This window comes from Lysinibacillus sp. FSL H8-0500 (genome assembly GCF_038051955.1).
GTDB lineage: Bacteria > Bacillota > Bacilli > Bacillales_A > Planococcaceae > Lysinibacillus > Lysinibacillus macroides.
Window position 1 is genome coordinate 4,602,501 of sequence record NZ_CP150292.1, and the last position, 24,890, is coordinate 4,627,390.

At 38.9% G+C, this 24,890-nt stretch carries 26 protein-coding genes, 2 rRNA genes and 2 pseudogenes (1 of these 30 only partly in view); 4 read left to right on the plus strand and 26 right to left on the minus strand.

The features are described 5' to 3' along the window. Together MHB44_RS22150 and MHB44_RS22155 are read right to left on the minus strand one after the other, a co-directional pair. Window positions 1-588 (minus strand): 23S ribosomal RNA (locus MHB44_RS22150) (it extends 2,341 nt beyond the left edge of the window). A gap of 399 nt (window positions 589-987) precedes the next feature. After that, a 16S ribosomal RNA gene (locus MHB44_RS22155) occupies window positions 988-2,539 on the minus strand. The 16S and 23S rRNA genes sit together here, the layout of an rRNA operon. A gap of 267 nt (window positions 2,540-2,806) precedes the next feature. On the opposite strand from MHB44_RS22155, the gene MHB44_RS22160 reads away from it, so the two are divergent. Continuing rightward, window positions 2,807-3,463: a hypothetical protein gene (locus MHB44_RS22160; RefSeq protein ID WP_341300917.1), complete on the plus strand. Its 657-nt coding sequence runs from the start codon at window positions 2,807-2,809 to the stop codon at window positions 3,461-3,463. Between the two features lie 158 nt (window positions 3,464-3,621). Here MHB44_RS22160 and MHB44_RS22165 read toward each other — a convergent pair whose 3' ends face one another. Next, window positions 3,622-4,296 carry a KinB-signaling pathway activation protein gene (locus MHB44_RS22165; protein WP_341300918.1) on the minus strand — a complete coding sequence of 225 codons (675 nt, stop codon included), beginning with the start codon at window positions 4,294-4,296 and terminating at the stop codon, window positions 3,622-3,624. 151 nt (window positions 4,297-4,447) lie between these two features. Here MHB44_RS22165 and gerD point away from each other — a divergent pair, with 151 nt between their 5' ends. After that, the gene (gene gerD / locus MHB44_RS22170; RefSeq protein ID WP_341300919.1) at window positions 4,448-5,059 is read left to right on the plus strand and encodes a spore germination lipoprotein GerD; all 612 of its coding nucleotides are present in this window, start codon (window positions 4,448-4,450) and stop codon (window positions 5,057-5,059) included. Window positions 5,060-5,112: 53 nt separating this feature from the next. Here gerD and MHB44_RS22175 read toward each other — a convergent pair whose 3' ends face one another. The 3 genes and pseudogenes from MHB44_RS22175 to MHB44_RS22185 all read right to left on the minus strand — a co-directional run. Continuing rightward, window positions 5,113-6,168 carry a P-loop NTPase gene (locus MHB44_RS22175; RefSeq protein WP_341300920.1) on the minus strand — a complete coding sequence of 352 codons (1,056 nt, stop codon included), beginning with the start codon at window positions 6,166-6,168 and terminating at the stop codon, window positions 5,113-5,115. Window positions 6,169-6,241: 73 nt separating this feature from the next. Next, complete coding sequence (locus MHB44_RS22180; protein WP_341300921.1) at window positions 6,242-6,955, minus strand: N-acetylmuramoyl-L-alanine amidase; 714 nt, start codon at window positions 6,953-6,955, stop codon at window positions 6,242-6,244. Window positions 6,956-7,087: 132 nt separating this feature from the next. Further along, a pseudogene (locus MHB44_RS22185) lies at window positions 7,088-7,915 on the minus strand (DUF4822 domain-containing protein); the annotation flags it as partial. 1,086 nt (window positions 7,916-9,001) lie between these two features. Here MHB44_RS22185 and MHB44_RS22190 point away from each other — a divergent pair. Next, window positions 9,002-9,763, plus strand: a complete 762-nt coding sequence (locus MHB44_RS22190) for a hypothetical protein (RefSeq protein WP_341300922.1) — start codon at window positions 9,002-9,004, stop codon at window positions 9,761-9,763. Between the two features lie 158 nt (window positions 9,764-9,921). Here the strand turns inward: MHB44_RS22190 and MHB44_RS22195 are convergent, their stop codons facing one another. The 4 genes from MHB44_RS22195 to MHB44_RS22210 all read right to left on the minus strand — a co-directional run bounded on the left by MHB44_RS22195 (window position 9,922) and on the right by MHB44_RS22210 (window position 12,693). Continuing rightward, window positions 9,922-10,395 (minus strand): hypothetical protein, encoded by a 474-nt coding sequence (locus MHB44_RS22195; protein ID WP_053997258.1) that lies wholly within the window; start codon window positions 10,393-10,395, stop codon window positions 9,922-9,924. A gap of 139 nt (window positions 10,396-10,534) precedes the next feature. Continuing rightward, window positions 10,535-11,149, minus strand: coding sequence for a hypothetical protein (locus MHB44_RS22200; protein WP_053997257.1), 615 nt, complete (start codon window positions 11,147-11,149; stop codon window positions 10,535-10,537). A 390-nt stretch (window positions 11,150-11,539) separates the two neighbouring features. Continuing rightward, the gene (locus MHB44_RS22205; RefSeq protein ID WP_341300923.1) at window positions 11,540-12,202 is read right to left on the minus strand and encodes a M15 family metallopeptidase; all 663 of its coding nucleotides are present in this window, start codon (window positions 12,200-12,202) and stop codon (window positions 11,540-11,542) included. Next, on the minus strand, window positions 12,199-12,693 hold the full coding sequence (locus MHB44_RS22210) for a phage holin family protein (protein WP_341300924.1): 495 nt from the start codon (window positions 12,691-12,693) through the stop codon (window positions 12,199-12,201). The genes MHB44_RS22205 and MHB44_RS22210 overlap by 4 nt, the downstream gene beginning before the upstream one ends. Window positions 12,694-13,439: 746 nt before the next feature. On the opposite strand from MHB44_RS22210, the gene MHB44_RS22215 reads away from it, so the two are divergent. Continuing rightward, a complete protein-coding gene (locus tag MHB44_RS22215) occupies window positions 13,440-14,426 on the plus strand; it encodes a site-specific integrase (protein WP_341300925.1) in 987 nt (328 codons plus the stop codon). Between the two features lie 105 nt (window positions 14,427-14,531). Here MHB44_RS22215 and rpsI read toward each other — a convergent pair whose 3' ends face one another. From rpsI to rplO, 16 genes and pseudogenes are all read right to left on the minus strand, one after another. Then, window positions 14,532-14,924 (minus strand): 30S ribosomal protein S9, encoded by a 393-nt coding sequence (gene rpsI, locus MHB44_RS22220; RefSeq protein WP_004233744.1) that lies wholly within the window; start codon window positions 14,922-14,924, stop codon window positions 14,532-14,534. A 25-nt stretch (window positions 14,925-14,949) separates the two neighbouring features. Further along, window positions 14,950-15,387: a 50S ribosomal protein L13 gene (gene rplM, locus MHB44_RS22225; protein WP_341300926.1), complete on the minus strand. Its 438-nt coding sequence runs from the start codon at window positions 15,385-15,387 to the stop codon at window positions 14,950-14,952. Window positions 15,388-15,562: 175 nt separating this feature from the next. Further along, window positions 15,563-16,306, minus strand: a complete 744-nt coding sequence (gene truA / locus MHB44_RS22230; protein ID WP_341300927.1) for a tRNA pseudouridine(38-40) synthase TruA — start codon at window positions 16,304-16,306, stop codon at window positions 15,563-15,565. 13 nt (window positions 16,307-16,319) lie between these two features. After that, complete coding sequence (locus tag MHB44_RS22235) at window positions 16,320-17,117, minus strand: energy-coupling factor transporter transmembrane protein EcfT (RefSeq protein ID WP_341300928.1); 798 nt, start codon at window positions 17,115-17,117, stop codon at window positions 16,320-16,322. Beyond that, on the minus strand, window positions 17,114-17,986 hold the full coding sequence (locus tag MHB44_RS22240) for an energy-coupling factor ABC transporter ATP-binding protein (RefSeq protein WP_341300929.1): 873 nt from the start codon (window positions 17,984-17,986) through the stop codon (window positions 17,114-17,116). Before MHB44_RS22240 ends, MHB44_RS22235 begins: the two co-directional genes overlap by 4 nt. Then, on the minus strand, window positions 17,962-18,807 hold the full coding sequence (locus MHB44_RS22245) for an energy-coupling factor ABC transporter ATP-binding protein (protein ID WP_341300930.1): 846 nt from the start codon (window positions 18,805-18,807) through the stop codon (window positions 17,962-17,964). Before MHB44_RS22245 ends, MHB44_RS22240 begins: the two co-directional genes overlap by 25 nt. 502 nt (window positions 18,808-19,309) lie before the next feature. Beyond that, entirely contained in the window at window positions 19,310-19,690 is a 381-nt protein-coding gene (rplQ, locus tag MHB44_RS22250; protein ID WP_008181938.1) for a 50S ribosomal protein L17, read from the minus strand. A 56-nt stretch (window positions 19,691-19,746) separates the two neighbouring features. Next, on the minus strand, window positions 19,747-20,691 hold the full coding sequence (locus tag MHB44_RS22255) for a DNA-directed RNA polymerase subunit alpha (RefSeq protein WP_004233733.1): 945 nt from the start codon (window positions 20,689-20,691) through the stop codon (window positions 19,747-19,749). A 139-nt stretch (window positions 20,692-20,830) separates the two neighbouring features. After that, window positions 20,831-21,220 carry a 30S ribosomal protein S11 gene (gene rpsK / locus MHB44_RS22260; protein ID WP_004233731.1) on the minus strand — a complete coding sequence of 130 codons (390 nt, stop codon included), beginning with the start codon at window positions 21,218-21,220 and terminating at the stop codon, window positions 20,831-20,833. Between the two features lie 25 nt (window positions 21,221-21,245). Continuing rightward, the gene (gene rpsM, locus MHB44_RS22265) at window positions 21,246-21,611 is read right to left on the minus strand and encodes a 30S ribosomal protein S13 (RefSeq protein WP_053997246.1); all 366 of its coding nucleotides are present in this window, start codon (window positions 21,609-21,611) and stop codon (window positions 21,246-21,248) included. Between the two features lie 23 nt (window positions 21,612-21,634). After that, window positions 21,635-21,748, minus strand: coding sequence for a 50S ribosomal protein L36 (gene rpmJ, locus MHB44_RS22270; protein ID WP_000868344.1), 114 nt, complete (start codon window positions 21,746-21,748; stop codon window positions 21,635-21,637). 37 nt (window positions 21,749-21,785) lie between these two features. After that, window positions 21,786-22,004, minus strand: a complete 219-nt coding sequence (gene infA, locus MHB44_RS22275) for a translation initiation factor IF-1 (RefSeq protein WP_004233690.1) — start codon at window positions 22,002-22,004, stop codon at window positions 21,786-21,788. An 86-nt stretch (window positions 22,005-22,090) separates the two neighbouring features. Further along, a pseudogene (locus tag MHB44_RS22280) lies at window positions 22,091-22,168 on the minus strand (type I methionyl aminopeptidase); the annotation flags it as partial. Between the two features lie 249 nt (window positions 22,169-22,417). Beyond that, the gene (locus tag MHB44_RS22285) at window positions 22,418-23,071 is read right to left on the minus strand and encodes an adenylate kinase (protein WP_341300931.1); all 654 of its coding nucleotides are present in this window, start codon (window positions 23,069-23,071) and stop codon (window positions 22,418-22,420) included. 70 nt (window positions 23,072-23,141) lie between these two features. After that, the gene (gene secY, locus MHB44_RS22290; protein ID WP_341300932.1) at window positions 23,142-24,437 is read right to left on the minus strand and encodes a preprotein translocase subunit SecY; all 1,296 of its coding nucleotides are present in this window, start codon (window positions 24,435-24,437) and stop codon (window positions 23,142-23,144) included. After that, a complete protein-coding gene (gene rplO, locus MHB44_RS22295; RefSeq protein ID WP_053997243.1) occupies window positions 24,437-24,877 on the minus strand; it encodes a 50S ribosomal protein L15 in 441 nt (146 codons plus the stop codon). The genes secY and rplO overlap by 1 nt, the downstream gene beginning before the upstream one ends. Window positions 24,878-24,890: the final 13 nt, after the last annotated feature.

Here is a 24,890-nt window from a genome sequence, read left to right on the forward strand (position 1 = left end):
CGGGCTCTAACTACTTGTAGGCACACGGTTTCAGGATCTCTTTCACTCCCCTTCCGGGGTGCTTTTCACCTTTCCCTCACGGTACTGGTTCACTATCGGTCACTAGGTAGTATTTAGCCTTGGGAGATGGTCCTCCCGGATTCCGACGGAATTTCACGTGTTCCGCCGTACTCAGGATCCACTCTGGAGAGAACGAACTTTCGACTACAGGGCTGTTACCTGCTCTGGCGGACCTTTCCAAGTCGCTTCATCTAACTCGCTCTTTTGTAACTCCGTATAGAGTGTCCTACAACCCCAAGAGGCAAGCCTCTTGGTTTGGGCTCTTCCCGTTTCGCTCGCCGCTACTCAGGGAATCGATTTTTCTTTCTCTTCCTCCAGGTACTTAGATGTTTCAGTTCCCTGGGTCTGCCTTCAAGACGCTATGAATTCACGTCAAGATCCTACGCGATTAAACGTAGTGGGTTCCCCCATTCGGAAATCTCCGGATCAAAGCTCACTTACAGCTCCCCGAAGCATATCGGTGTTAGTGCCGTCCTTCATCGGCTCCTAGTGCCAAGGCATTCGCCGTGCGCCCTTAATAACTTAACCTACGGCTTTCGATATACGTCGTTATACAGCGTCAGCTTCATTCACTTGTTCAGTCACGTACAGAGGTACGCTCCTTCACTCACTCAATCGCTTCCTTGCCTAACTCGTATCTCAAAACCCTTAAATTATTAAGCCTATAAAAAAACTTAAAAAATGTGTTTGTTGCTGTCGCTGCGCTTTCGCACAAAAACAGCTTGTTACAATTTCAATGTCGTTTTATCCAGTTTTCAAAGAACAAAGCTACTGCCTGCTTCTACTTCTTCGCAGCTTTGCGACGAAAGTGTAGCGACAGGAGCACATATATGAAGTGTTTCATTCAGAAAGAATGAACCTTCAAAACTGAACGCAAAACGTAATCATTGTTTCATCCTCGATGAAACCTTCCGTAAATATCCTTAGAAAGGAGGTGATCCAGCCGCACCTTCCGATACGGCTACCTTGTTACGACTTCACCCCAATCATCTATCCCACCTTCGGCGGCTGGCTCCAAAAGGTTACCTCACCGACTTCGGGTGTTACAAACTCTCGTGGTGTGACGGGCGGTGTGTACAAGGCCCGGGAACGTATTCACCGCGGCATGCTGATCCGCGATTACTAGCGATTCCGGCTTCATGTAGGCGAGTTGCAGCCTACAATCCGAACTGAGAACGACTTTATCGGATTAGCTCCCTCTCGCGAGTTGGCAACCGTTTGTATCGTCCATTGTAGCACGTGTGTAGCCCAGGTCATAAGGGGCATGATGATTTGACGTCATCCCCACCTTCCTCCGGTTTGTCACCGGCAGTCACCTTAGAGTGCCCAACTAAATGATGGCAACTAAGATCAAGGGTTGCGCTCGTTGCGGGACTTAACCCAACATCTCACGACACGAGCTGACGACAACCATGCACCACCTGTCACCGTTGCCCCCGAAGGGGAAACTATATCTCTACAGTGGTCAACGGGATGTCAAGACCTGGTAAGGTTCTTCGCGTTGCTTCGAATTAAACCACATGCTCCACCGCTTGTGCGGGCCCCCGTCAATTCCTTTGAGTTTCAGTCTTGCGACCGTACTCCCCAGGCGGAGTGCTTAATGCGTTAGCTGCAGCACTAAGGGGCGGAAACCCCCTAACACTTAGCACTCATCGTTTACGGCGTGGACTACCAGGGTATCTAATCCTGTTTGCTCCCCACGCTTTCGCGCCTCAGCGTCAGTTACAGACCAGAAAGTCGCCTTCGCCACTGGTGTTCCTCCAAATCTCTACGCATTTCACCGCTACACTTGGAATTCCACTTTCCTCTTCTGCACTCAAGTCCCCCAGTTTCCAATGACCCTCCACGGTTGAGCCGTGGGCTTTCACATCAGACTTAAAGGACCGCCTGCGCGCGCTTTACGCCCAATAATTCCGGACAACGCTTGCCACCTACGTATTACCGCGGCTGCTGGCACGTAGTTAGCCGTGGCTTTCTAATAAGGTACCGTCAAGGTACAGCCAGTTACTACTGTACTTGTTCTTCCCTTACAACAGAGTTTTACGATCCGAAAACCTTCTTCACTCACGCGGCGTTGCTCCATCAGGCTTTCGCCCATTGTGGAAGATTCCCTACTGCTGCCTCCCGTAGGAGTCTGGGCCGTGTCTCAGTCCCAGTGTGGCCGATCACCCTCTCAGGTCGGCTACGCATCGTCGCCTTGGTGAGCCATTACCTCACCAACTAGCTAATGCGCCGCGGGCCCATCCTATAGCGACAGCCGAAACCGTCTTTTAGTCTTTTACCATGAAGCATAAGAGATTATTCGGTATTAGCCCCGGTTTCCCGGAGTTATCCCAAACTATAGGGTAGGTTGCCCACGTGTTACTCACCCGTCCGCCGCTAACGTCGAAGGAGCAAGCTCCTTCTCTGTTCGCTCGACTTGCATGTATTAGGCACGCCGCCAGCGTTCGTCCTGAGCCAGGATCAAACTCTCCATAAAAGAAATTTGATTTGCTCAAATTGTTTTGCTGGCATCAATTTTGATGTCCAAAATTTTTGTTTTGTTCACTAGCCAAAGCTAGCTACTTAAAACTTGATTGATTACGTTTTGCTTGTTCAGTTTTCAAGGTTCATTTTAATTTAGTGTGTCACCTCTTGGCGACTTATACATAATAACATCGATTATTCATGAAAGTCAACACTAAATCATAAGTTTTTTTAAAGAGATCTATTTTTTATTTAAAATCTTAGAAGCGAGGTAGTTATTATGATTCGCAAAACATTGATTTCACTGCTTTTAATCGTAACACTCTTTGTTTTTTTCAAGCCTATAAATTCAACAATGATTTCTGTATTTAATATTGCCAATGCACCAACAGTAGTCACGAAAGGACATTACGGTACATCTCTGATCATGGAGATTTCATTCTCCGATGAATCTCTATTGGATTGGCTGCAAACCTTGAAAGAGCCCTATCCGCTACTACTTTTAGATGCTGCTTGGATTAAACGCTCACCAGAACATATCAAAGTCATCCAAGAACGAAAACTACCTACAGGCTTACTAGGTCCAGCAGATTCATTAGATAAACCAATTGATATTACTGTTGTTCAAAAAGATATTGATACGTATGAAAAGTATTTAAAAGAAACGCCACTATGGTTTGCCACTCAAAATCATCAATACTCGCAGGATTTACAAAAATCTTTGTTTCAACAGCAAATGAACTTGTTGTCGCCTTCTTTGATTTGGCAAGGCGGGCAAACACCTAAAATACAAAAGGGCGATTTTGTCTTTATTCCATTACATCGAGATCATCATATTTCTTTTAAAGAACTTAATGCATTGTTACAGCAACATAAATTTATGTCAATTGAAGAAAATATATTTGGCTATAAGGTGCAAACTAAAAAATCTCCATAAAAAATTGCCTCTATCCATAAGAAGGCACTGGAAAAGTCGATGTAGCTCAAAATTTTGAATAGCAATCGACTTTTACATCTATAGAAATAACTAATTATGCAATTTCTATGGATTTGTAATTTTTTCAGTGCCCTCCATCATCAAGAGGCAATTTTTACTTATGCATTTTTAACTTGCTCGCGACGTGCTTTGCGGCGTGCTTCTAATTTTTGACGATCTTCATCTGATTTTGCATTATATTTAGGTAAGACTAACAATTGATATGCATTAACAGCTAATAACGGGAATAATAATAATGCCACATACTCATTAATATTTTCATCACGCCCCATTAACGCAATTGTCCATTCTAATGTTGTAATGACAATCATAAAGAATAACGCAGAAATGAATACATGTTTTTTGCCCGTTAACTTTACCTTTTGAACAGCTGTCGCTATGGCTCCAAAGATGAGAACAATTAATAATCCAATATAGAATAACCAGCTTTGCCCTTCTTTCACACCAGGTATAAAGCGGAAGAAAATAATATCAAAAATAGTAATTGCAATCAGTAATAACTGTACCCAATTCCACAATGTAAGTGTTCTGAAAATATTCACACCTACTTGATGAAGTGTTAAATATGCAAAAAAGCCAGCCTGTGCAATAACACTCATAGTAAACCCTAGGAACACCATCCATAAAAGCCCAGCGAAAAATTCACCCCATTGGCCATTTGTTATGTATGGTTGGAAAAATTCCCAACGAATAAATAAACTAAAAACGCCATTGACTACACCACCAACGAGCATTGCAAAGAAGAAAAACTTTGCCCAATTTCGTATCGTCACAACTAAAAGTCCCCCAATTTCTCAATGTATCTGTCCTTATTTTATCAATGCCTTGTTAAAAAAGCTATTTCTCATCTTAACCAATACATAAAGTCATCAGAAATGTGAACAATAATTGAAAGAGTCTATCTATAGAAAGGACTGATTGTCGATGCGAAAATTCACCTTATTACTAATGCTAATGCTTTTTCTTTCTGCCTGTGCACAAGATAAAACTTCTACCATGTCCTATGATGAAATCAAAAAAATCATGATCGACTCTTTACAAACAGAGGATGGTAAAAAGGCATTGCGACAGCTTTTAGAAGAGCCAAGCTTCCGTGAGCTTTTGATTTTAGAGCATGATGAAGTGAAAAAAGCTACTGAGGAAACATTACTTTCCAAAGAAGCAGAAGACTTTTGGAAGAAGACATTTGAAGATCCAAAGTTTAAAGAAACTGTTGCAAAAAGTATGCAAAAACAACAGCAGGATATTATGAAGGCTTTAATAAAAGATCCTACTTTCCAAAAAGATATGGAGGCTTTTTTTGGACAACCTGATATGCAAAAGCAATTAGAAACTATCCTTAAATCATCCAATATGCGCAAGCAAATGGAAGAGGTGGTAAAGGAAACGATCGAAAGCCCTTTAATGCAGTCTAAATGGCAAGAGTTGATTAAAAAGAGTGGTGGCGATACCGCTTCATCAGAAAGTGGCGATAAGAAAGAATCAAGCGACGGAGGTAATAACGAAGCAGGTACAGGGCAAAAAGATACAGAATAACCATGCATATAAAAAACGGATTTCCCTCAACAGTGGTGGAAACCCGTTTTTTATTATTTATTTAATTTTTGAATGATGTTTGTCGCGATGTCTAAATAAATTTGTCCTGTCGGATGGTCTTCTGCATAAACAGAAGGTGCAAAATCCTCATCTGTCCAATCTGGTTGACCAAGCGGGATTTGTCCAAGCAGCTCTGTACGTAGCTCCTCTGCTAGTTTAGGCCCTCCACCTTGGCCAAAGACCAATTCGCGCTCACCTGATTTCGATTCAAACCAAGCCATATTTTCAATTACACCGAGAATTTCATGATCTGTTTGTAAAGCCATTGCCCCCGCACGCGCTGCAACAAATGCTGCTGTTGGATGCGGTGTTGTCACAACGATTTCTTTTGATGATGGTAACATTTGATGGATATCTAATGCAACGTCACCTGTACCTGGTGGTAAATCTAATAGTAAATAATCAAGCTCTCCCCATTCTACATCACGGAAGAATTGATCTAATACTTTCCCTAGCATTGGACCACGCCATACGATCGGTGCATTATTTTCAACAAAGAAGCCCATTGAAATCATTTTTACATCAAAGCGGTTAACTGGAAAAATTCGATTGTTAGATACTTTTGGCATATCCGTAACCCCCATCATATCTGGGACGCTAAAGCCATAAATATCTGCATCGATTAAGCCTACTTTTTTTCCTAAACGTGCTAAAGCAACTGCTAAATTAACCGACACAGTAGATTTCCCTACACCGCCTTTACCAGAAGCAACTGAGATCACTTGAACAGTGCTCAATGGGGATAAAATATCCTGTGCTTCTGACTCTGTAGCCGTACCACGGAAGCTTTGAAGCTTTTCTGCTGATAGTTCTTCAAAACGAATGCCTACCGTATTTGCACCCGCTTCTTTTAGTACCTCCACAACCTTCATTTGTAACTGTAATTGTTCTGGTGTATTCAGCTTAGCAATCGCAATTTTTACACTGACATGATTTTTTTCTTCCTTAATTGCTACGTTTATAATACCGTCAGTTTCTGCAAATGATTTATGTAAAAATGGATCTTGTAGTTGTCCTAGTATTTCTCGTACTTGTTGTTCAGTAATCACGACGAACACTCCCCTTATATTGTCTCAATTATTAGTATATCATAATGACTTGATTTACGTTGTAGATGGTGCTCTACTCAACTTTAGCCAATAAATATTCTTCAATCCCTTCAACAATAGCGTCTGCCATCTTTTTCTGATAGCTCTTATCGATTAATAACGCACGTTCCTCATCGTTGCTGATAAAGCCTGTTTCCACTAATGCAGCAGGTACTTCTGCTTTTTTCAATAAATAAATTTGTTTAATCGACAATGCTTCTCGATCTGTATTTTTTAAATTAGTCCGAATAGATTGTTGAATACTTTTGGCAAGAAGCTCACCATCAGCATGTCCTTCTTTATGGTAAAATACCTGTGCACCTCTCCATTTTGTCTCAGGAATAGCATTTGCATGAATTGTAATAAATATATCTGGCTTTTCTTTTTCAACAATATCCTTTCGTAAAAAGATATCCTGTTTTTTTCGTTCCCTTAATGTTCCATATTTTTCTGATGGCGCATGCTCATCAATCACATCCCCATTTTTTGTTCGTGTCATGATTACCGTTGCGCCTTTTTTCTTTAATTGCTTTTCCACATGCTGAGCAATTGCCAGTGTAATATCTTTTTCAATTACTTCGCCCTTTGAAGCTCCTCCATCCTCCCCCCCATGCCCTGCATCAATGACAATCTTTATGCCACCAAGTGGGTCTGGTAAGAAGAAGTTACGGTCCGAAGCATTTGTTTCATATGCCACGACCACTATACTCATCAGCATAATTACTCCTAGTGCAAGCCAGCGCTTCACCCATATCCACCACCCTTTTACATTTAGTGTACGAAATTGGTGGATGATCTATGCTAGAAAGTGAAAAAAACTCCCAAGTATTGAACTTGAAAGTTTTTAATTTCTTCTATAATGAAGTAAGAAGGAACAATTTTATTGTAATGTGAATTCAGGTTTAAACTCACCCTCGTAAGGCTCATGCTCAACAAACACTGTGAGAACATTACCATCTTTGTCTTTGCCTGCCCTTTTATACGTAAACTTCTTATCATTCAGTTCTGTAATTTCAAGAGCGACACCATATTTATTATCACCAACAGAAACATGAGCTCTAATTTTATTGCTATGCATGACATCAAAATATCCATAATCCCCACGACTCTCACCTGTTTCAGGATTGAAAAATTCATATTTATTTGTATCTGCCTCATATTTTGCAATACTGATGAAATTTGAATTGAACTCTGTTACATCATTACCCGCTTCATCTAATACAACAGTTCCATGCCATAGTGTATCAGTTAAAATTTTGTCTCCGTCAATGTCTGTAACAATTTTACCTGTAGAAGCATTCAGTATCTTGTCTGGATCTGTAAAGGTCAGTTCATTTTCTTTATACGGGATATGCTCCACAAATACCTCTATATCGTTACCAGCGCCATCTTTGCCCATCCTTTTATACGTAAAGAGATCATCGTTCAGTTCTGTAATGGCTACAATTGCTTGATAGTCTTTGGATTCAGATATTAAAATTCTTTGTTGCCCATCATTTGTGATAAAGAATGTTCCTTGATCATCACGACTTTCTCCAGTAGCAGCGTCAAAGAATTCATAATGACCTGTCTCAGCCTCGTATTTTGCTAAACCAATGAAGTTTGTGTTCTCCGCAGTTAAATCATTATGATCCTTATCATACACTTTTGTACCTTGCCAATTTGTACTACTTAGGATATTGGCCATTTCTTGCCCTTTTGTTAATTGTTTCTGTGCTTGACCCTTTGTTGTATTTTCTGTTGCAGTACTTTCTGTCTTTACTTCCTCACTATTCGCATTGTTGCCTTTGACAGGCTCCTTATCTTGACATGCTGCAAGTAGTGCCATTGCCGCAACCGATATTATCAATAATTTTTTCATATCTCCTTACCTCCGTTTTTTACATTATATTTTTGAGTTACATCAAGCCTCGACAAAATACAGGGTTTGTTGTACCTTCAAAAACTATACTAAAACGGAATGTTAAACTCCCTCTAAATAATTTCTTAAAAAAGAATAAACTTATACGAAAATATTTTTAATCATTTGAAATCCATATGGAATCATATCCGCTAAGTGCAACAGAGACCTCCATAATTTTATATCGTGTTTAATCATTGCATTCATCAACAACATCGCTAAAAAGTCTTGCTATTTTGCATTGCTCAGGCGGAATGATTGAATCTCAATGCATGAAGTAACTTGAAGCTCAAGGAAAGCTGCCGCAGCCAAAAATATTGAGTGGCTATAAAAAGCTGTTGATTTAATATGCTGCTCTATGCGCCCCATTTTTTGTATACGACTTGTGTATTATGTACTGAATTTTATACTGTCACTTATATAGTAAAACTCCATAACTATAAGAACTGCGGGGCTTTATAAAAACCTTTTATTGGTCGGCTACGCATTGAATTTCATGCTTTTTTATACAAACTTATAAACAAGAAAACCCTACAGTCGCAAGGACTGTAGGGTTTGGTATAAAACGTAAAATTAACGTTTTGAGAACTGAGGTGCACAACGAGCGCCGCGTAGACCTGGTTTTTTACGTTCTTATATGCGTATCAAATCATTGTGGTATCAATATTTATCATTCTTACTCATGTATTCATATTTCTCTCTATTTTTAAGAAATATCGAATCAAATATACTCAACCTTATACTATCTCGAAGGGTCATAATATTAATAAAATATTTAGTATTAACGAAATATGGAAATTTCGGTATAGTTATTTCACAAACATCTTATACAAGGGAGAGATTAACATAGGTATTCTACTCATACTTTTGAGCACTACTGGTATTTTTATAGGTTTGATTTTATTAATAGCAGGAATTGTTATAAAAAAGAAAAACAAAGGTGGCATTATCTTAGGAGTTTCGATTGCGCTTTTTGTTATTGGATTTATCATGATTCCTACTGGTCCAGCAGCAGATAAAAAGAATGCAGTTGAGTCAACTGACAAGCAGGAAATCAAACAAGAAATTGAAAAAGAAAAACCTGCTAAACCTAAAAAATTATCGTTGGAAGAACAAAGCAAACAGTTTATCGATGAAAATTTAGAATTAGAAGGTAAAACAATTGCGGATTTTACCAACAAATTACTAACTGTAGAAGATGAGAAACTAGTAGATATGATTATTCTTGGCCATAAAAATGGTCAACAGTTCACTAATGATTTTGATTTGCTAGGCAGAACTGCAACAGTAACTGGCGTAATTACTGAATTTGCTTTTGAAAGTTCTAACATTGGTCAAAAGAGAAGAAGAGAAGGTTCAACTACTGCGGTTCGTACAGATAAATTTACTATTTATATGGATGATAAAGATATTTCAAGTTTTGATAACATTTCATACGATGAATTAGTACATAAAGTAGAAAAGGATCAGCGATTTTTAGGTAAATATCCTGAAGAGATTATTAATTTTGCTGTTATCGATTTAAAGGAGGAAGTTGACTTGAGTGTTGGTCAACAAATCACTGCTGAAGGTATCATTGCTAATTATGTTATCCGTAAAGATAGAGATACAGTTGAGGATTTTAGTGTCTTGATTAATGATGCTATAGTGAAATAATCGTAGTTTTTATAAACACAACAAAGCCCAGAGACTCAAATTAATTGAGTGTCTGGGCCTTTTTTGATGACTTAGAAGTAATTCTTCCACTTGCGTTTTAAGGGCTTTATTATGTTCTATTTGTTAAATATCCTACTACATTGATTTTCATAATAAACTCAAAATCTATTTACCTCTGATAATAAGCTCTCTACAAATTCATTAATTTGCTCCATTTTTACTTTTAAACATAGCGCAGGACCAGTTTCTGATGCACTATGATTATTCTTCTCACCTGCATCAAGCACAAAAATTAATCTATAATATGGCTCCCATTCATCTCTTTCATGTTCAGGTATTTGAAGAAAACCATGTCCAGGATAATAATAAGAACCAAATAACGGGATATGATAAATACACAAACCAGGATCATGAGTCTCTAACATACTTAGATGTTTGGTATCGATTTGTCTTAAATCGTCTAATAATTTTAAAAAATCTTTTCTCATACAAACTATTTCAGAACTTATTTCAGGAAAGCAGTTACCTGATCGTAATTTAATATTAAATTTAACACTAGATTCATTAACTACTACTAAATTTATTTCAACCTCACAAATAGGTTGATCAAAATAATCTTGTAATAAAGCCATAAATAAATCCCCTTTTCACTATTAGCAATGGTTATACTAACTAAACTACAACAATCCACAGTACTATACCATGGATTGTTGTAAGATATATATGAATTACCAGTAAGTTTTTTATACTGGATCTCCTATAATGCTATTTTTATTTAATATCTCCTTTGTACTGCCAATTGCTTTTAAACCATTTCAATTTCTTATCTTTTTGATCATATACTGTATCAATAACATCAGTATTTTTATTAAGTAGGACTGCAGTTCTTTGGTTCATAGGTGCTCCATCTAACCAACTGATACGTTCTCCACTCAAAATATCTACATATTTTGTACCATTAGACAAAGCCTGATCTATCATTTCCCCTGTAATTTTACGAGCTACGGCTTGATCAGCAGCATGAGCGCTAATTTTAACTATACGACCTGCAGATGTCTTTACAATATATTCAACACCTTTTTTAATAACAATGCCTGCTAATAATGGAACTACAGGTAATGCATATGGTTGAGCTTCGATTTCATTATTAATACTAGGTGGATTTATATCATCTATTTGCGTAGTTTCATCTTGAATTATTTCTAGATTTTCAGCTTTTGTATCATTATCACTTTCGTTAACAATTACTGTTTCTTGATTTATAGGACTTATTAAGTCTGCATCCTGTGATTCACTTGCAAAAGCCAAACTTGGAGAAATTATACTGAATGCTAAAACAAAACAAACTAATGCTACAAAACCTTTTAAAAATTTTACTTTCGTCATTTTTTGATGTCCTCCATTTACTACATTTTGAAAAAATGTTATAACATTTTCACTTTCCCTCGAGTTATTAACATCCTATCATTGGAAACTTTTCCATTTCAATTATTGAATCACGCCAGTTTTTGGCGTGGAATTTACATTAAATTTACATAAACCGCCGTTTCACGCCACTCCTTCCGCCACTTTTTGGCGGTCATTGTACATTTCAATACTAAAATGCTATTTTTAACACTTTCACATCATATATTTAGATACCATTTATATTATAGCGACTACTCATTTTGTAATATAAAATTAACAATTTGTTCTATTTTTTTCATTGACTTTCTATGTCATTCTATGTTTTCAACTTAAAAGCCCATTACCAATTAAGATAACAGGCTTCTGCGATTAAGCACTACGTTGAGCAATAATAATCTTCAAGCCTTCATAATCGCCACTTATTAAAGAGCCAGCGTCAAATTTATCTAACCAAGATTTGTCGATCAGCTTTTTGTCTACAGCCTGTTTAACGTAATTATGTATAGCAGCCTTTGTTGTTGGGTTTGTAAATTGCATTGTATCATCATCCTTTTCTGTTTTATCATCTATAGTAAGTTGCACCCTTACAGCACTGCTTATTGGCACAATAACTTGCCCTTCCAATTTATATTCTGCTGGCACTTTCCAACTTGGCTTGATCTCAAAATGGGGCGCGTCATACCGATTAGCAGGCCAATAGCCGCCCCATTCGATGCCTAATTTTTTAGCGATGGCCCCCACTTTTGACAATGTGGAAATATCATATAATTTTTTAGGTGGTGCTACAGCTATATCCCAAGCTAAACGGCTACTGTGATTACTATTGAGTGTCCATGTTACTACTTGTGCTGGGCGTGATCGACCTTGGGCATACAAATAATTTTGTCTCGCTTGCGAGCGATATGTCTCTGTGATAAAAACATCTACAATGCCAGCTTTGAAGCATTCCTGAAAGAGTAGCCGACAAGCTGTTTGAGCAGCTGCAGTTAATTCGCTTAAATCTCGGCATGTTTGAGTTACGCTTGTGCTCATTTCGTTTCACCTTCCAAATATTTATTCTTTTCTACTAAGCGCTTATTAGCACGTGCAGTTTTGTGCTCAATTTCATCTGCTACACGATCCAATACAAACCCAGGAATCCAACGTTCCCAACCTGCTCGATATACATTTGCCGTCATGGATTTCCATGTAGGCAGTCCAAAATTAAATAAAAAATAGGCAAATACAATATAGGGTAAGCCCAACGCAATATCTACACGATAGGCTAATACAATAATCCCTACCATAAACGCTGATCGATACGCACCATTAATACCGTATTCGCTTGCCATTGTCCCATCTTTTTTAGATGCAGCTCGACCAGAAACCCAATCAAGCGCAAGCACTGTTAAAAATACTAAGCCTGCTGTGAGTGTAATTCCTGTTCCAAACATAAAATTAACCATCATCATTGCCACTGTACCAACTGCACCTACAGCAGGATGGGCAACTAATAACTGTGAATACTCTTTAACTAAATTCATTGCAACACTTCCTTTTTCTCCATAATAAAAAGGACACGCAAATGCGTATCTTTCAAAATCCCAAGCGCTTGGGATTTTCAATTAAAAATCTTTTCCTGTAATGTCCTTGTATTCTTCGGAGGAAATTTCTCCAAATGGATTACTCTCAGTAGTAACCTGAAGATGATCTGAATGATTTGAAAGTATTTTACGACACTTTTATTGTCAAGAAGCATTCGAAATAAGGACTAGGACATTTTATAACTATGTTCTAGTTCCCGACCTATTAGGATATTGGAGGTGATAGATTATAGTGATAACATAAAAAAACAATAAAATGCTCTTTTTTAGTTTTAAAGCTCGCATGGGCTATTTTTTTCTAACTAAATGAGAACAAACGTTCTTAGTTTGTTTATTATAGAAAGTGTTCAAAAAATTTTAGAGCAGCACGAGGAATATTTGCATATCAATTATTGGGAAAAAGATACTAAAGTGATTAAATTCGATGGCATGTATCTTGTTTTACTTAATTCGTTGCAAACAGAAGAGCAAAATGTAAATTTCTTAATTAAGTTATTAGAAATTTAGAAGGAGATTATTATGGCATCCTATCAAAAGTATAAGACTAAGTCCGGAGAACGGTGGCTATTTAAAATGTATGTCGGGAAAGATCCAAAAACCGGTGAAGCTGTGCGTATTACGAGGCGTGGTTTTTTAAAAAAGGCGAAGCTGTAGTTGTAGTAGAAAAAATATTAAAAGAAAATAAAATGGAAGGGTATGCAAATAACAAAGACCTTACTTATCCAGATGTTTTTAAGGAATGGTGGGAAGGTCAAATTCAAACACTTAAACCATCAACTATTAAAGCAAAGAAAAATAAATTTAATAAGTGGATCTTACCTCATTTTGCTCAACTGAAAATCTGTGAAATAAACAAAAAATATTTTCAAGACTTTGTGAATAAAATGGCTGCTTCCATGCCTTCTTTTAAAGATTATGTCATTCAAGCACGTTTGGTATTCAAATACGCCCTACAAGAAGAATATATTTCAACTGATCCTACAGAGCATATTATTTACCCTGTGCTAGATAAACACATAGCAAAAGATGAAGAACCATTTGATGGCGTATGGACTAGAGAGGAAACTACAAAATTCTTATTAATGGCAAAGGAAAAATGTGATTTGCGTAATTATGCTATGTTCCACACTCTGATATGGACTGGTTTGCGTAAGGGTGAATTACTAGCCTTACAAGACCAAGACATTATAAAAGAGTCACAGGAGCTGTATGTGCGTCGTACACTGTATTGGGAGGATGGTGAATACCTTTTACTCACTCCTAAAACAAAGAACGCTAGACGTAAAATTAAGCTGGATGACACAACGTTTGAATTGTTGACTAGGTTAATGAAAGTAAATAGAGAAATCCGCTTCTCACTTGGCCGACAAAATGATAGACAGAAGTTTTTATTTATTCGCGATGAATTACAACCACTACGATTAGGTTATCCGAATGAAACATTAAAATCTTTATGTAAACAATTTAAGATTAAATATATTAAAGTACATGGACTGCGACATACCTATGCATCATTATTATTTGCAGCTGGAGCTCAATTAAAAGAAGTTCAAATGCAACTTGGTCATGCTCGACTCGAAACTACTGCAAATATTTACACTCATATATTGGAGGATACTCAACAGGGAGTCACCCAAAAATTAAGCGACTTCATGAAAAAAGATGTCCTTTAAAAAACTTTTAAATGATTGTGGGGTCAAAATGGGGTCAAAACGTAAAATCGACAATAAAAATGGCTCTCTCCCGGACAGGGGAAAGAGCCGATAAACATTGATGTATTAACGTTTTGAGAACTGAGGTGCACGACGAGCGCCGCGTAGACCTGGTTTTTTACGTTCTTTCATGCGTGAATCACGAGTAAGTAATCCAGCTGATTTTAATGCAGCACGGAAATCTGGGTCTACTTGAAGTAGAGCACGAGCGATACCGTGACGAACAGCACCAGCTTGACCAGTGTATCCACCACCGTTAACGTTTACGTGGATATCATAGCTTCCTGTAGTTTCAGTAGCTACTAATGGTTGTTTAATTACTTCGCGTAATGCAGCGAATGGTACGTATTCTTCGATTTCACGTTTGTTGATAACAATTTTACCTGTACCTGGTACTAAACGTACGCGAGCTACAGAGCTTTTACGGCGACCAGTGCCGATGTATTGAACTTGTGCCAAAGTAATATCCTCCTCTTAATTTATATTATCCGCGAAGCTCGTAGCTTTGCGGTTTTTGTGCAGCATGTGGATGCTCTGTTCCAGTGTAAACATTAAGTTTAGTGAACATTTTGCGACCTAAAGAGTTTTTAGGAAGCATTCCTTTAACTGCTAATTCGACCATACGTGTTGGGTATTTATCTAACATTTCACCAGCAGTACGAGTTTTTAAACCACCTGCAAATTGAGTATGGTGACGGTAAAGTTTACCCTCTAATTTGTTACCAGTTAAATGGATTTTGTCAGCATTGATGATGATTACATGATCACCTGTGTCAACGTTTGGTGTGAATGTTGGTTTATGTTTACCACGTAAGATTGCAGCTACTTCAGAAGCTAAACGTCCAAGAGTTTGGCCTTCTGCATCAACTACTAACCATTTACGGTCTACTTCGTGACCTTTAGCCATGAATGTTGTACGCATGTATATATCCTCCTAATCGATTCGATTACCGTTATTTTTCATTAGACTACACTATAAGTTTCGGGGCTTATTTGTGGTGGTAATGAAAATACCATCTGTTATCATATAATGAATGACTTTCAAAGTCAAGCAATTTCATTAAACACCAGGCGATGTTGTTAAGAATCATAGAACGCTATGAATAGAACACTTTTTCTAGGTATAAGCCATGTGGTGGTGCTGTTTTTCCTGCTTGATTACGATCCTTTGATGCAATAACAAGTGCCACATTATTAATTGTACGGCGACCTATGCCAACCTCCCAAAGTGTCCCTGCAATAATGCGCACCATATTATATAAAAAGCCATTTCCTTCAATAACCATATGAAGCTCTTCCCCATGCCATTCAAACTGTAGAGCTGTCACTGTGCGTACTTTATCCTTTACGCTTGTATTGGCTGCACAGAAGCATGAAAAGTCATGTGTGCCAATAATAGCCTTCGCTGCCTGCTGCATTGCATTCACGTTAGGTTTGACGCCATTCGTCTCAACTGTGTAATGTCTACGAAATGGGCTTTGAATCGGCTCACAGGACCAAATATAGCGATAACGCTTCCCAGTAACATTATAGCGCGCGTGAAAATCATGTGCTACTTCCTCTATCGACAATACACGAATATCTCTAGGGAGCTGTACATTTAAAGCCTTGCCATATTTTTCTATAGGAATGGCGAGCGACGTATCGAAATGCACGGTCTGCCCTGTTGCATGTACTCTTGCATCCGTACGGCCACTAGCCGTTACCTTGATCTTTTCTCCTTTATGCATAATGGCTAGCACACGCTCAAGCTCAGCCTGTACGGTGCGCTCCCCAGGCTGTACTTGATAGCCTGAGAAATGTGTGCCATCATAGCTAATAATACCTTTTAATCGTCGCATACAGCCTACTCCTTTAACCTCTATAGAAGAATAGCAATACGCCTATTGCTACTAATAGCACAAGTGCCAATGTATCACCCATATCCCATTTCAGCTTGCGATATCTTGTACGCCCTTCTCCGCCGCGGTAACCCCTTACTTCCATCGCTGTAGCTAGGTCCTCTGCTCGTTTAAAGGCGCTGACAAAGAGCGGTACTAGCAGGGGCACGACAGCCTTGATACGGTCTTTAATTGGGCCAGCGGATAAATCCGAGCCCCGTGCCATTTGTGCCTTCATAATCTTATCTGTCTCATCCATTAATGTTGGGATAAAACGCAGTGAAATAGACATCATTAACGCCAATTCATGAACAGGTACTTTCAATGCCTTTAATGGATTTAAAAGCACCTCAATACCATCTGTAATAGAGATAGGCGATGTTGTTAATGTTAAGATGGATGTCATAAATACTAATACTAAAAAGCGTATGGAAATATAGATTCCTCGTCTAATCCCCTCATCGTAAATCGTAATAAACTTCGATTCAAAAACAGGGACGCCTTCCTTCGTCATAAAAATATGAAGAATGAATGTAAAGGCCATCAAAAAGAGTACGGGCTTTAGTCCATTAATCAAAAAGTATAGGCGAATACGCGCTATAAAAACAATCAGTAGTGTGAATGCCAATAGTATGGCATATGTCACTGTATTGTTTGCTAAAAACACAATAATAATAAAGGCAAATACAAAAATTAGCTTTGATCGTGGGTCGAGTTTATGAACAGGGGAATTTCCTGGGAGGAAGCGTCCAAAAATCATTTTTTCCATCATGGTTTTATCCGCCCCTCTCTTAACAGTTGCGCTATTTCAGCGGCAAGCTCTTCCTCTGTCAAACAAACCTTGGAGAAGGGTTGCCCAATCATTTGCTCAACTTTTTGCTGAAAGCGAACAATACGTGGTGGCTCTAGGCGGAAACTCTTTAATGTTTCGACATCTTTAAAAATATCCCTTGGTGTTCCTCTTAACACATTTTTGCCTTCATGCATAATCACAATATTATCTGCATATCGGGCTGCATCCTCCATGCTATGTGTTACTAAAATCGTTGTTAGCTGACGTTCTTTGTGAAGCTCATAAAACATATCCATAATTTCCTTCTGCCCACGTGGATCAAGACCCGCTGTCGGCTCATCTAAAACGATAACCTCTGGGTCCATTGCTAAAACACCTGCAATCGCAACACGGCGCATTTGACCACCTGATAAATCAAATGGTGATTTTTCAAGAACATTTGCTGGTAGGCCTACTAAGCGAACAAGCTTCCTTGCTCTTGCTTCTGCCTCCTCCTCGGATACACCAAAGTTCATAGGACCAAACATAATGTCCTTTAACACGGTTTCTTCAAATAGTTGATGCTCAGGGAATTGAAAGACAATCCCAACCTTTTGTCGTACTGCCTTTAAATCCTTTGCCTTTTTTCCAGTTACTATGAGACGATCTCCAATATGTACTTGTCCTGAAGTAGGTCTTAGAAGTGCGTTAAAATGCTGAAGAATTGTGGATTTACCAGAACCAGTATGGCCAATAATCGCTTGATACGTTTGTGAAGGAATATCAAAATTCACATCAAATAATGCCCGTTTTTCAAATGGCGTTCCCTGTGCATAGGCATAGCTTACTTGTTGAAGTTTGATGTCCATAAATCATTCACCAACTCTTCTTCTGTCATATGTTGTCCCATTAATGGAACACCTTCCTTTTGCAGTAACTTTGATAACTTTAAGGCAAATGGTAAATCTAGTCCAAATTCAACTAGTTTATCGCCAAGGGCAAAAATTTCAGCAGGTGGTCCTTCTGCAAACTTCTTGCCATCATTCATAAAAAGCACACGATCTGCTAGCATTGCTTCTTCTAAATCGTGTGTTATCGATAGCACGGTAAGTCCTGTTTCAGCACGTAATGTTTGGACAGTTTGTAACACTTCTGCACGCCCTTGCGGATCTAACATGGATGTAGCCTCATCTAAAATAAGAAGCTTTGGCTTTAACGCAAGTGCACCAGCAATGGCAACACGCTGTTTCTGCCCTCCCGATAAATGATGTGGCTCATGGTCTAAAAACTGGCTCATTTTTACTTGTTCCAATGCCGCATGTACACGCTTCACCATTTCTTCAAACGGTACCGCATTGTTCTCTAAGGCAAAGGCAACATCATCCTGCACTGTAGCTCCTACAAATTGATTGTCTGGATTTTGAAAAACCATTCCCATTAAAGAGCGTGATTGCCAAAGGTTTTCTTCATTTAATGGCTCACGTAATATTCGTACATCCCCCTGTTGAGGAAATAATAGCCCATTCATTAGCTTGGCAATGGTAGATTTACCAGAGCCATTATGACCAACTATCGCAATCCATTCGCCTTCTTCCACTGCAAAGCTGACATGTTCAACAGCATTACGACTGTTTGGTTCTTCTGGTGTATATGAAAAAGTGACATTATTTAAAGATAAAATTTCAGACATAACTAGAACTCCTCTCTACATGCTCCACTCTACTAACTAACTTACACTTTTTTATGTATGAATTCTACTACAATCCATATGTCGATTAAGAAAAATAGTAAAAAACAAAACCATTATTATAACGATAAATGATGCTTCTATTTTTAAACTTGCCCAGAAGATTCCCTGCTAGCTATTGCTTTCACAACACAAAAACCTTAACGGCTAACTAACATACATTCTACCCCAGATATTAAAAAAAGCACCACAAATTGGCGCTATCTTTCATAATAAAAAAGCGCGCACCTCATTCGATAGAAATGCGCTAGTCGTTACATTTACAAGAAACACGGGTGCTCAAGCCCTTATTTCTCCTGAATGAGGTGCGGAGAGCTAAACGAGACGCCACACGTTCAAGTGTCCGCTCATCATAACGCTCAGCTTAATTATTTGTCGTATAAATCGTTTATAAAGAAAGAGGGTGGTGATTCCCACCCTCTTCACCACAAGTTTTCTCTTATGATTAAACTAGTTCAATCACAACAACAGGTGCTCCGTCACCACGACGAGGACCTACTTTAAGAATACGAGTGTAACCACCTTGACGCTCTGCATAACGTGGTGCAACATCATCAAATAACTTTTGAAGTGCAAATGATGTTGATTCGTTACCTTCTGCATCAGTCGTTGTTACTAGTTCACGACGGATAAATGCAGCAGCTTGACGGCGTGCATGTAAATCTCCGCGTTTCCCTAAAGTAATCATTTTTTCAACAGCTTTACGTACTTCTTTAGCGCGAGCCTCAGTAGTTTCGATACGCTCGTTAATGATTAAATCAGTAGCTAAGTCACGTAACATCGCTTTACGTTGAGAACTTGTACGACCAAGTTTTCTGTAACCCATGGATGTTTCCCTCCTTTATAGAAAATATCTGATCTTATCAGTTTGGTATAAATCGCTTAGTCTTCTTTGCGTAATCCTAAACCAAGCTCTTCTAACTTCGCTTTTACTTCTTCTAGTGACTTACGTCCAAGGTTACGAACTTTCATCATATCGTCTTCTGATTTATTCGCAAGTTCTAGTACCGTATTGATACCAGCGCGTTTCAAGCAGTTATAAGAACGAACAGAAAGATCAAGTTCTTCAATAGTCATCTCTAAAACTTTTTCTTTTTGATCTTCTTCTTTTTCGACCATGATTTCAGCAGTTTGTGCCTCATCTGTCATGCCAACGAAGATGTTAAGATGTTCGGTTAAAATTTTTGCTCCGAGCGAAATCGCCTCTTTTGGACCGATGCTACCATCTGTCCACACATCAAGAGAAAGTTTATCATAGTCAGAAGACTGACCTACACGAGTATTTTCCACTTGGAAATTGACGCGTGATACTGGAGTGTAAATAGAGTCGATCGGGATCACGCCGATAGGAAGATCCTCACGTTTGTTTTGATCAGCAGGAGTGTAACCACGACCACGTTGTGCATACATACGCATACGTAAATGACCGTTTTTAGCGATTGTTGCAATATATAGATCTGGGTTTAAAATTTCTACATCACTGTCATGTGTAATGTCAGCAGCCGTAACTGTACCATCGCCTTTTACATCAATCTCAATAACTTTTTCTTCGTCAGAGTAGATTTTAAGAGCTAGTTTTTTCACGTTCAAAATGATTGAAGCTACATCTTCTACTACGCCTTCTACAGTTGAGAATTCGTGAAGTACACCGTCAATTTGAATTGAAGTGACAGCAGCCCCTGGTAATGAAGACAGAAGGATACGACGTAAAGAATTACCCAAAGTGTTTCCATATCCGCGCTCAAGCGGTTCTACAACAAACTTTCCATATTTGGAATCTTCGCTGATCTCCACCGTTTCAATCTTTGGTTTTTCAATTTCGATCATTTCATTTACCCTCCTTCAAAACATCGAATGTATAGGTTCTTTCCATCATAGATGCGATCGTCAATGACGTATCGTTTATTATCTGCACAAGACAGTCTGTACAAAAAATGATGTTCTCATACAATATGAGACGCACCCATTACACGCGACGACGTTTTGGCGGACGGCAACCATTATGAGGAACTGGTGTAACGTCTTTAATAGCAGTTACTTCTAAACCAGCAGCTTGAAGTGCACGAATAGCAGCTTCACGCCCAGCACCAGGACCTTTAACAGTTACTTCCAACGTTTTCAGACCATGTTCAAGGGATGTTTTAGCAGCAGTCTCTGCAGCCATTTGAGCAGCGAATGGTGTAGATTTACGTGAACCACGGAAACCAAGAGCACCTGCGCTTGACCAAGATACAGCGTTACCTTGCATATCTGTAATCGTTACAATTGTATTGTTAAAAGTAGAACGGATGTGTGCAATACCAGATTCGATATTCTTTTTCACACGACGTTTACGAGTTTGTTGTTTACGAGCCATGTTAAGAAGGAACCTCCTTTACTAATTATTTTTTCTTGTTCGCAACTGTTTTACGAGGACCTTTACGCGTACGCGCATTGTTCTTCGTATTTTGACCACGAACAGGTAAGCCACGACGATGACGGATACCACGGAATGAACCGATCTCCATCAAGCGTTTAATATTTAATGAAGTTTCACGACGTAAGTCACCTTCAAGTTTGTAAGAATCTAATTGTTCACGGATTTTGTTTAGCTCATCTTCAGTTAAGTCGCGTACGCGTGTATCTTCTGAAACACCTGCGTCAGCTAGTACTTTTTGAGCTGTATTTTTACCAATACCGTAAATGTACGTTAATGAAATTACCACGCGTTTTTCGCGAGGAATATCAACACCAGCAATACGTGCCATTCGCTAGAGCACCTCCTTTAGAATTAACCTTGTTTTTGTTTGTGTTTAGGATTTTCACAGATTACCATTACTTTACCGCGTCGGCGAATTACTTTACATTTTTCGCAGATCGGTTTCACAGATGGTCTCACTTTCATCTAACCTAACCTCCTTAGTAGTCCGGAGCGCAAAAGATTATTTAAAACGGTATGTGATACGACCGCGAGTTAAATCATATGGAGATAACTCGATAGTAACCTTATCTCCAGGTAGAATACGGATAAAGTGCATACGAATCTTACCAGATACGTGTGCTAGAATCACATGTCCATTTTCTAATTCTACCTTAAACATCGCGTTTGGCAAAGTCTCAACAACTGTCCCTTCGACTTCAATTACATCATCTTTCGCCATCTACTCTGTCTCCTCTCTATATGCAAATTAAAGTTCTCATCGTTACATCAAACGGATATCTGCTGCAACTATAGAAGCAACCTCGTTTCAACATATGTTTGGATTGTATGAGAGATGTTTGAAAGACGCTCGTCTGGTTTCGCTTCACACAATCCACGGAAAATACAGAACCAGTAAGGGCACTGAATCCCCCATGTTTACACGAATACCGGAATGTCTTGGATGAGATATTCATACCCGTTACACAGATGCTTCCACGAAACCCATTATACTCTTCTAAAAATAATGTTGCACTTTTTACAAGAAATATATACCGGGCACAATATGCTTTTGCAACTCTCAAAAAAATTATGTTTCGTTGTTGCTCCCGCATGCCTCCCGCGGAAGCAGTATTCTGCGCCCGGAGCCGGGTATCAGCTGCGGCTGCCCTGTAATAGAGCATCAAGATCAGCAAACACTTTGTTAATATCTTGCTGTCCATCGATATTAGTTAATACACCTTTAGCTTCATAGAAATCAAGTAAAGGTTGTGCTTGACTCATATTTACTTCCAGACGGTTCGCAACCGTTTCAGGATTATCATCTGCACGTGTATAAAGCTCGCCACCATCTTTATCACATTTTCCTTCCTCGGCAGGAGGATTGAAAATTAAATGATAGGATGTACCACAAACTTTACAAATACGACGACCTGACAGACGAGCAATTAACTCATCCTTTTCAACCTGAATGTTTAATGTATATTCAATAGCTTTACCAAAATCAGCAAGAATGCTGTCTAATGCTTCAGCCTGAGGAACAGTACGTGGGAATCCATCTAATAGGAAGCCCTTTTCACAATCAGGTTTAGCTAGTCGCTCACGAACAATACCAATCGTTACTTCGTCAGGTACAAGTGCACCTTGATCCATAAACGATTTAGCTTGTAAGCCTAATTCAGTACCCTCTTTAATAGCGGCACGGAACATATCGCCTGTAGAAATATGAGGAACTGCGTACTTCTCAACAATTTTATCTGCTTGAGTGCCTTTACCAGCACCTGGCAGACCCATTAAAACGATATTCATTAGGAAATATTCCTCCCACAAAAGGTTTGCTGATTTAAGGAAACGATATCACGTTCCCTAAAAACCAACATTATTTCATAAAGCCTTTGTAGTGACGTTTAACAAGTTGAGATTCTAGCTGCTTCATCGTTTCGAGCGCTACGCCGACTACGATAATAATACTTGTACCACCGATTTGCACTGAGGCAGGTAAATTCATGAAGTTCATAAATATAATCGGCATTACTGCAATCACAGTTAAGAATATCGCACCAACAAATGTTAGTCGATATAACACGCTTGTTAAATACGTTTGAGTGTTTTCACCAGGGCGAATGCCTGGAATATAAGCACCTTGTTTTTTCAAGTTATCTGCCACATTTTCAGGATTCACTTGTACGAATGCATAGAAATATGTGAATGCAATGATTAAAATAACGTAAATTGTCATACCGATAGGCTGCGTATACAGCAGATTATTAGCAATCCATTTTGTCGCGCTATTTTCACCAAAGAATACAGCAAGTGTTTGAGGTGTTACAAGAAACGCTGACGCAAAGATTACCGGAATAACCCCTGCAGCATTTACTTTTAACGGTAAATGTGTTTGTTGTCCACCAGTTTGCTGATTACGTCCAGTAACTCGTTTTGCATATTGAATTGGAATTTTACGTAGTGCTTGTTGCACATAGACAACACCAACTACAACAGCAAGTAATACTAACACAAGTAGAGCAAGGATGATAATGTTGATAAATAATTTATCGCCAGCACCCTCGATTTGTTGTGCATAAATTTGGTTAACTCCTGTAGGCAATGCTGCAACGATACCTCCGAAAATGACAATCGAAATACCATTTCCTACACCATGTGCAGTAATTTGCTCTGCAAGCCATACAAGGAAGGCTGTGCCCGCTGTCAATACAATAGCGATTGTAACATATGTTAGAATCCCCTCGTTTTTAATCAAAGATCCGCCATACATTCTATTAAACCCAAATGACATTGCAAATGATTGAATAAAAGCAAGAATAATTGTAAAGTAACGAGTAAATTGTGCAAGTTTACGTCTTCCAACTTCACCTTGCTTTGCCCATTCAGCAAATTTCGGTACTACGTCCATTTGCAATAACTGAACAATAATTGAGGCTGTGATGTAAGGCATGATTCCCATCGCAAAGATGGAGAAGTTCATTAAAGCACCACCGCCAAAGGTATTGAGGAAACCAACGAGACTGAACTCATCAGTTGCCTTTAATACGTCAGCGTCAACGTTTGGCACTGGAACAAATGTCCCAATACGAAAAACGATTAACATTAAAAGGGTGAAAATGATCTTATTTCTTATATCTCGAACACGCATAAAGTTAGAGATTGTTTGAAACATTAAATCACCTCAGTAGATCCGCCGGCATTCTCAATTGCTTCTTTCGCTGAAGCTGAGAATTTATGAGCCTTAACAGTAAGCTTTTTATTAAGCGTCCCGTTGCCAAGAATCTTAATTCCAGCTTTTTCATTGCTCACTAGACCAGTTTCAAGTAATAATGCAGCAGTTACCTCTGCACCGTCTTCGAAACGGTTTAAAGCATCAAGGTTAACGATCGCGTATTCTTTACGGTTAATGTTCGTAAAGCCACGTTTTGGTAAACGACGGAATAGTGGGTTTTGACCGCCCTCAAAGCCTGGGCGTACACCGCCACCAGAACGAGCGTTTTGACCTTTATGACCTTTACCTGCTGTTTTACCGTTACCAGAACCGATACCACGACCAACGCGGTTGCGTTGTTTACGAGAACCTTCTGCTGGTTTTAACTCATGCAGTTTCATAGTGGGTGGCACC

What these genes read in the sequence shown, in the direction of transcription:
- MHB44_RS22160 (WP_341300917.1), top strand. Translation starts at nt 2,807, where the DNA reads ATGATTCGCAAAACATTGATTTCACTGCTTTTAATCGTAACACTCTTT.
- gerD (WP_341300919.1), top strand. Translation starts at nt 4,448, where the DNA reads ATGCGAAAATTCACCTTATTACTAATGCTAATGCTTTTTCTTTCTGCC.
- MHB44_RS22195 (WP_053997258.1), bottom strand. Translation starts at nt 10,395, where the DNA reads ATGGCTTTATTACAAGATTATTTTGATCAACCTATTTGTGAGGTTGAA.
- MHB44_RS22200 (WP_053997257.1), bottom strand. Translation starts at nt 11,149, where the DNA reads ATGACGAAAGTAAAATTTTTAAAAGGTTTTGTAGCATTAGTTTGTTTT.
- MHB44_RS22205 (WP_341300923.1), bottom strand. Translation starts at nt 12,202, where the DNA reads ATGAGCACAAGCGTAACTCAAACATGCCGAGATTTAAGCGAATTAACT.
- MHB44_RS22210 (WP_341300924.1), bottom strand. Translation starts at nt 12,693, where the DNA reads ATGAATTTAGTTAAAGAGTATTCACAGTTATTAGTTGCCCATCCTGCT.
- MHB44_RS22215 (WP_341300925.1), top strand. Translation starts at nt 13,440, where the DNA reads ATGGAAGGGTATGCAAATAACAAAGACCTTACTTATCCAGATGTTTTT.
- rplM (WP_341300926.1), bottom strand. Translation starts at nt 15,387, where the DNA reads ATGCGTACAACATTCATGGCTAAAGGTCACGAAGTAGACCGTAAATGG.
- truA (WP_341300927.1), bottom strand. Translation starts at nt 16,306, where the DNA reads ATGCGACGATTAAAAGGTATTATTAGCTATGATGGCACACATTTCTCA.
- MHB44_RS22235 (WP_341300928.1), bottom strand. Translation starts at nt 17,117, where the DNA reads ATGATGGAAAAAATGATTTTTGGACGCTTCCTCCCAGGAAATTCCCCT.
- MHB44_RS22240 (WP_341300929.1), bottom strand. Translation starts at nt 17,986, where the DNA reads ATGGACATCAAACTTCAACAAGTAAGCTATGCCTATGCACAGGGAACG.
- MHB44_RS22245 (WP_341300930.1), bottom strand. Translation starts at nt 18,807, where the DNA reads ATGTCTGAAATTTTATCTTTAAATAATGTCACTTTTTCATATACACCA.
- rplQ (WP_008181938.1), bottom strand. Translation starts at nt 19,690, where the DNA reads ATGGGTTACAGAAAACTTGGTCGTACAAGTTCTCAACGTAAAGCGATG.
- MHB44_RS22255 (WP_004233733.1), bottom strand. Translation starts at nt 20,691, where the DNA reads ATGATCGAAATTGAAAAACCAAAGATTGAAACGGTGGAGATCAGCGAA.
- rpsK (WP_004233731.1), bottom strand. Translation starts at nt 21,220, where the DNA reads ATGGCTCGTAAACAACAAACTCGTAAACGTCGTGTGAAAAAGAATATC.
- rpsM (WP_053997246.1), bottom strand. Translation starts at nt 21,611, where the DNA reads ATGGCACGTATTGCTGGTGTTGATATTCCTCGCGAAAAACGCGTGGTA.
- rpmJ (WP_000868344.1), bottom strand. Translation starts at nt 21,748, where the DNA reads ATGAAAGTGAGACCATCTGTGAAACCGATCTGCGAAAAATGTAAAGTA.
- infA (WP_004233690.1), bottom strand. Translation starts at nt 22,004, where the DNA reads ATGGCGAAAGATGATGTAATTGAAGTCGAAGGGACAGTTGTTGAGACT.
- MHB44_RS22285 (WP_341300931.1), bottom strand. Translation starts at nt 23,071, where the DNA reads ATGAATATCGTTTTAATGGGTCTGCCAGGTGCTGGTAAAGGCACTCAA.
- secY (WP_341300932.1), bottom strand. Translation starts at nt 24,437, where the DNA reads ATGTTTCAAACAATCTCTAACTTTATGCGTGTTCGAGATATAAGAAAT.
- rplO (WP_053997243.1), bottom strand. Translation starts at nt 24,877, where the DNA reads ATGAAACTGCATGAGTTAAAACCAGCAGAAGGTTCTCGTAAACAACGC.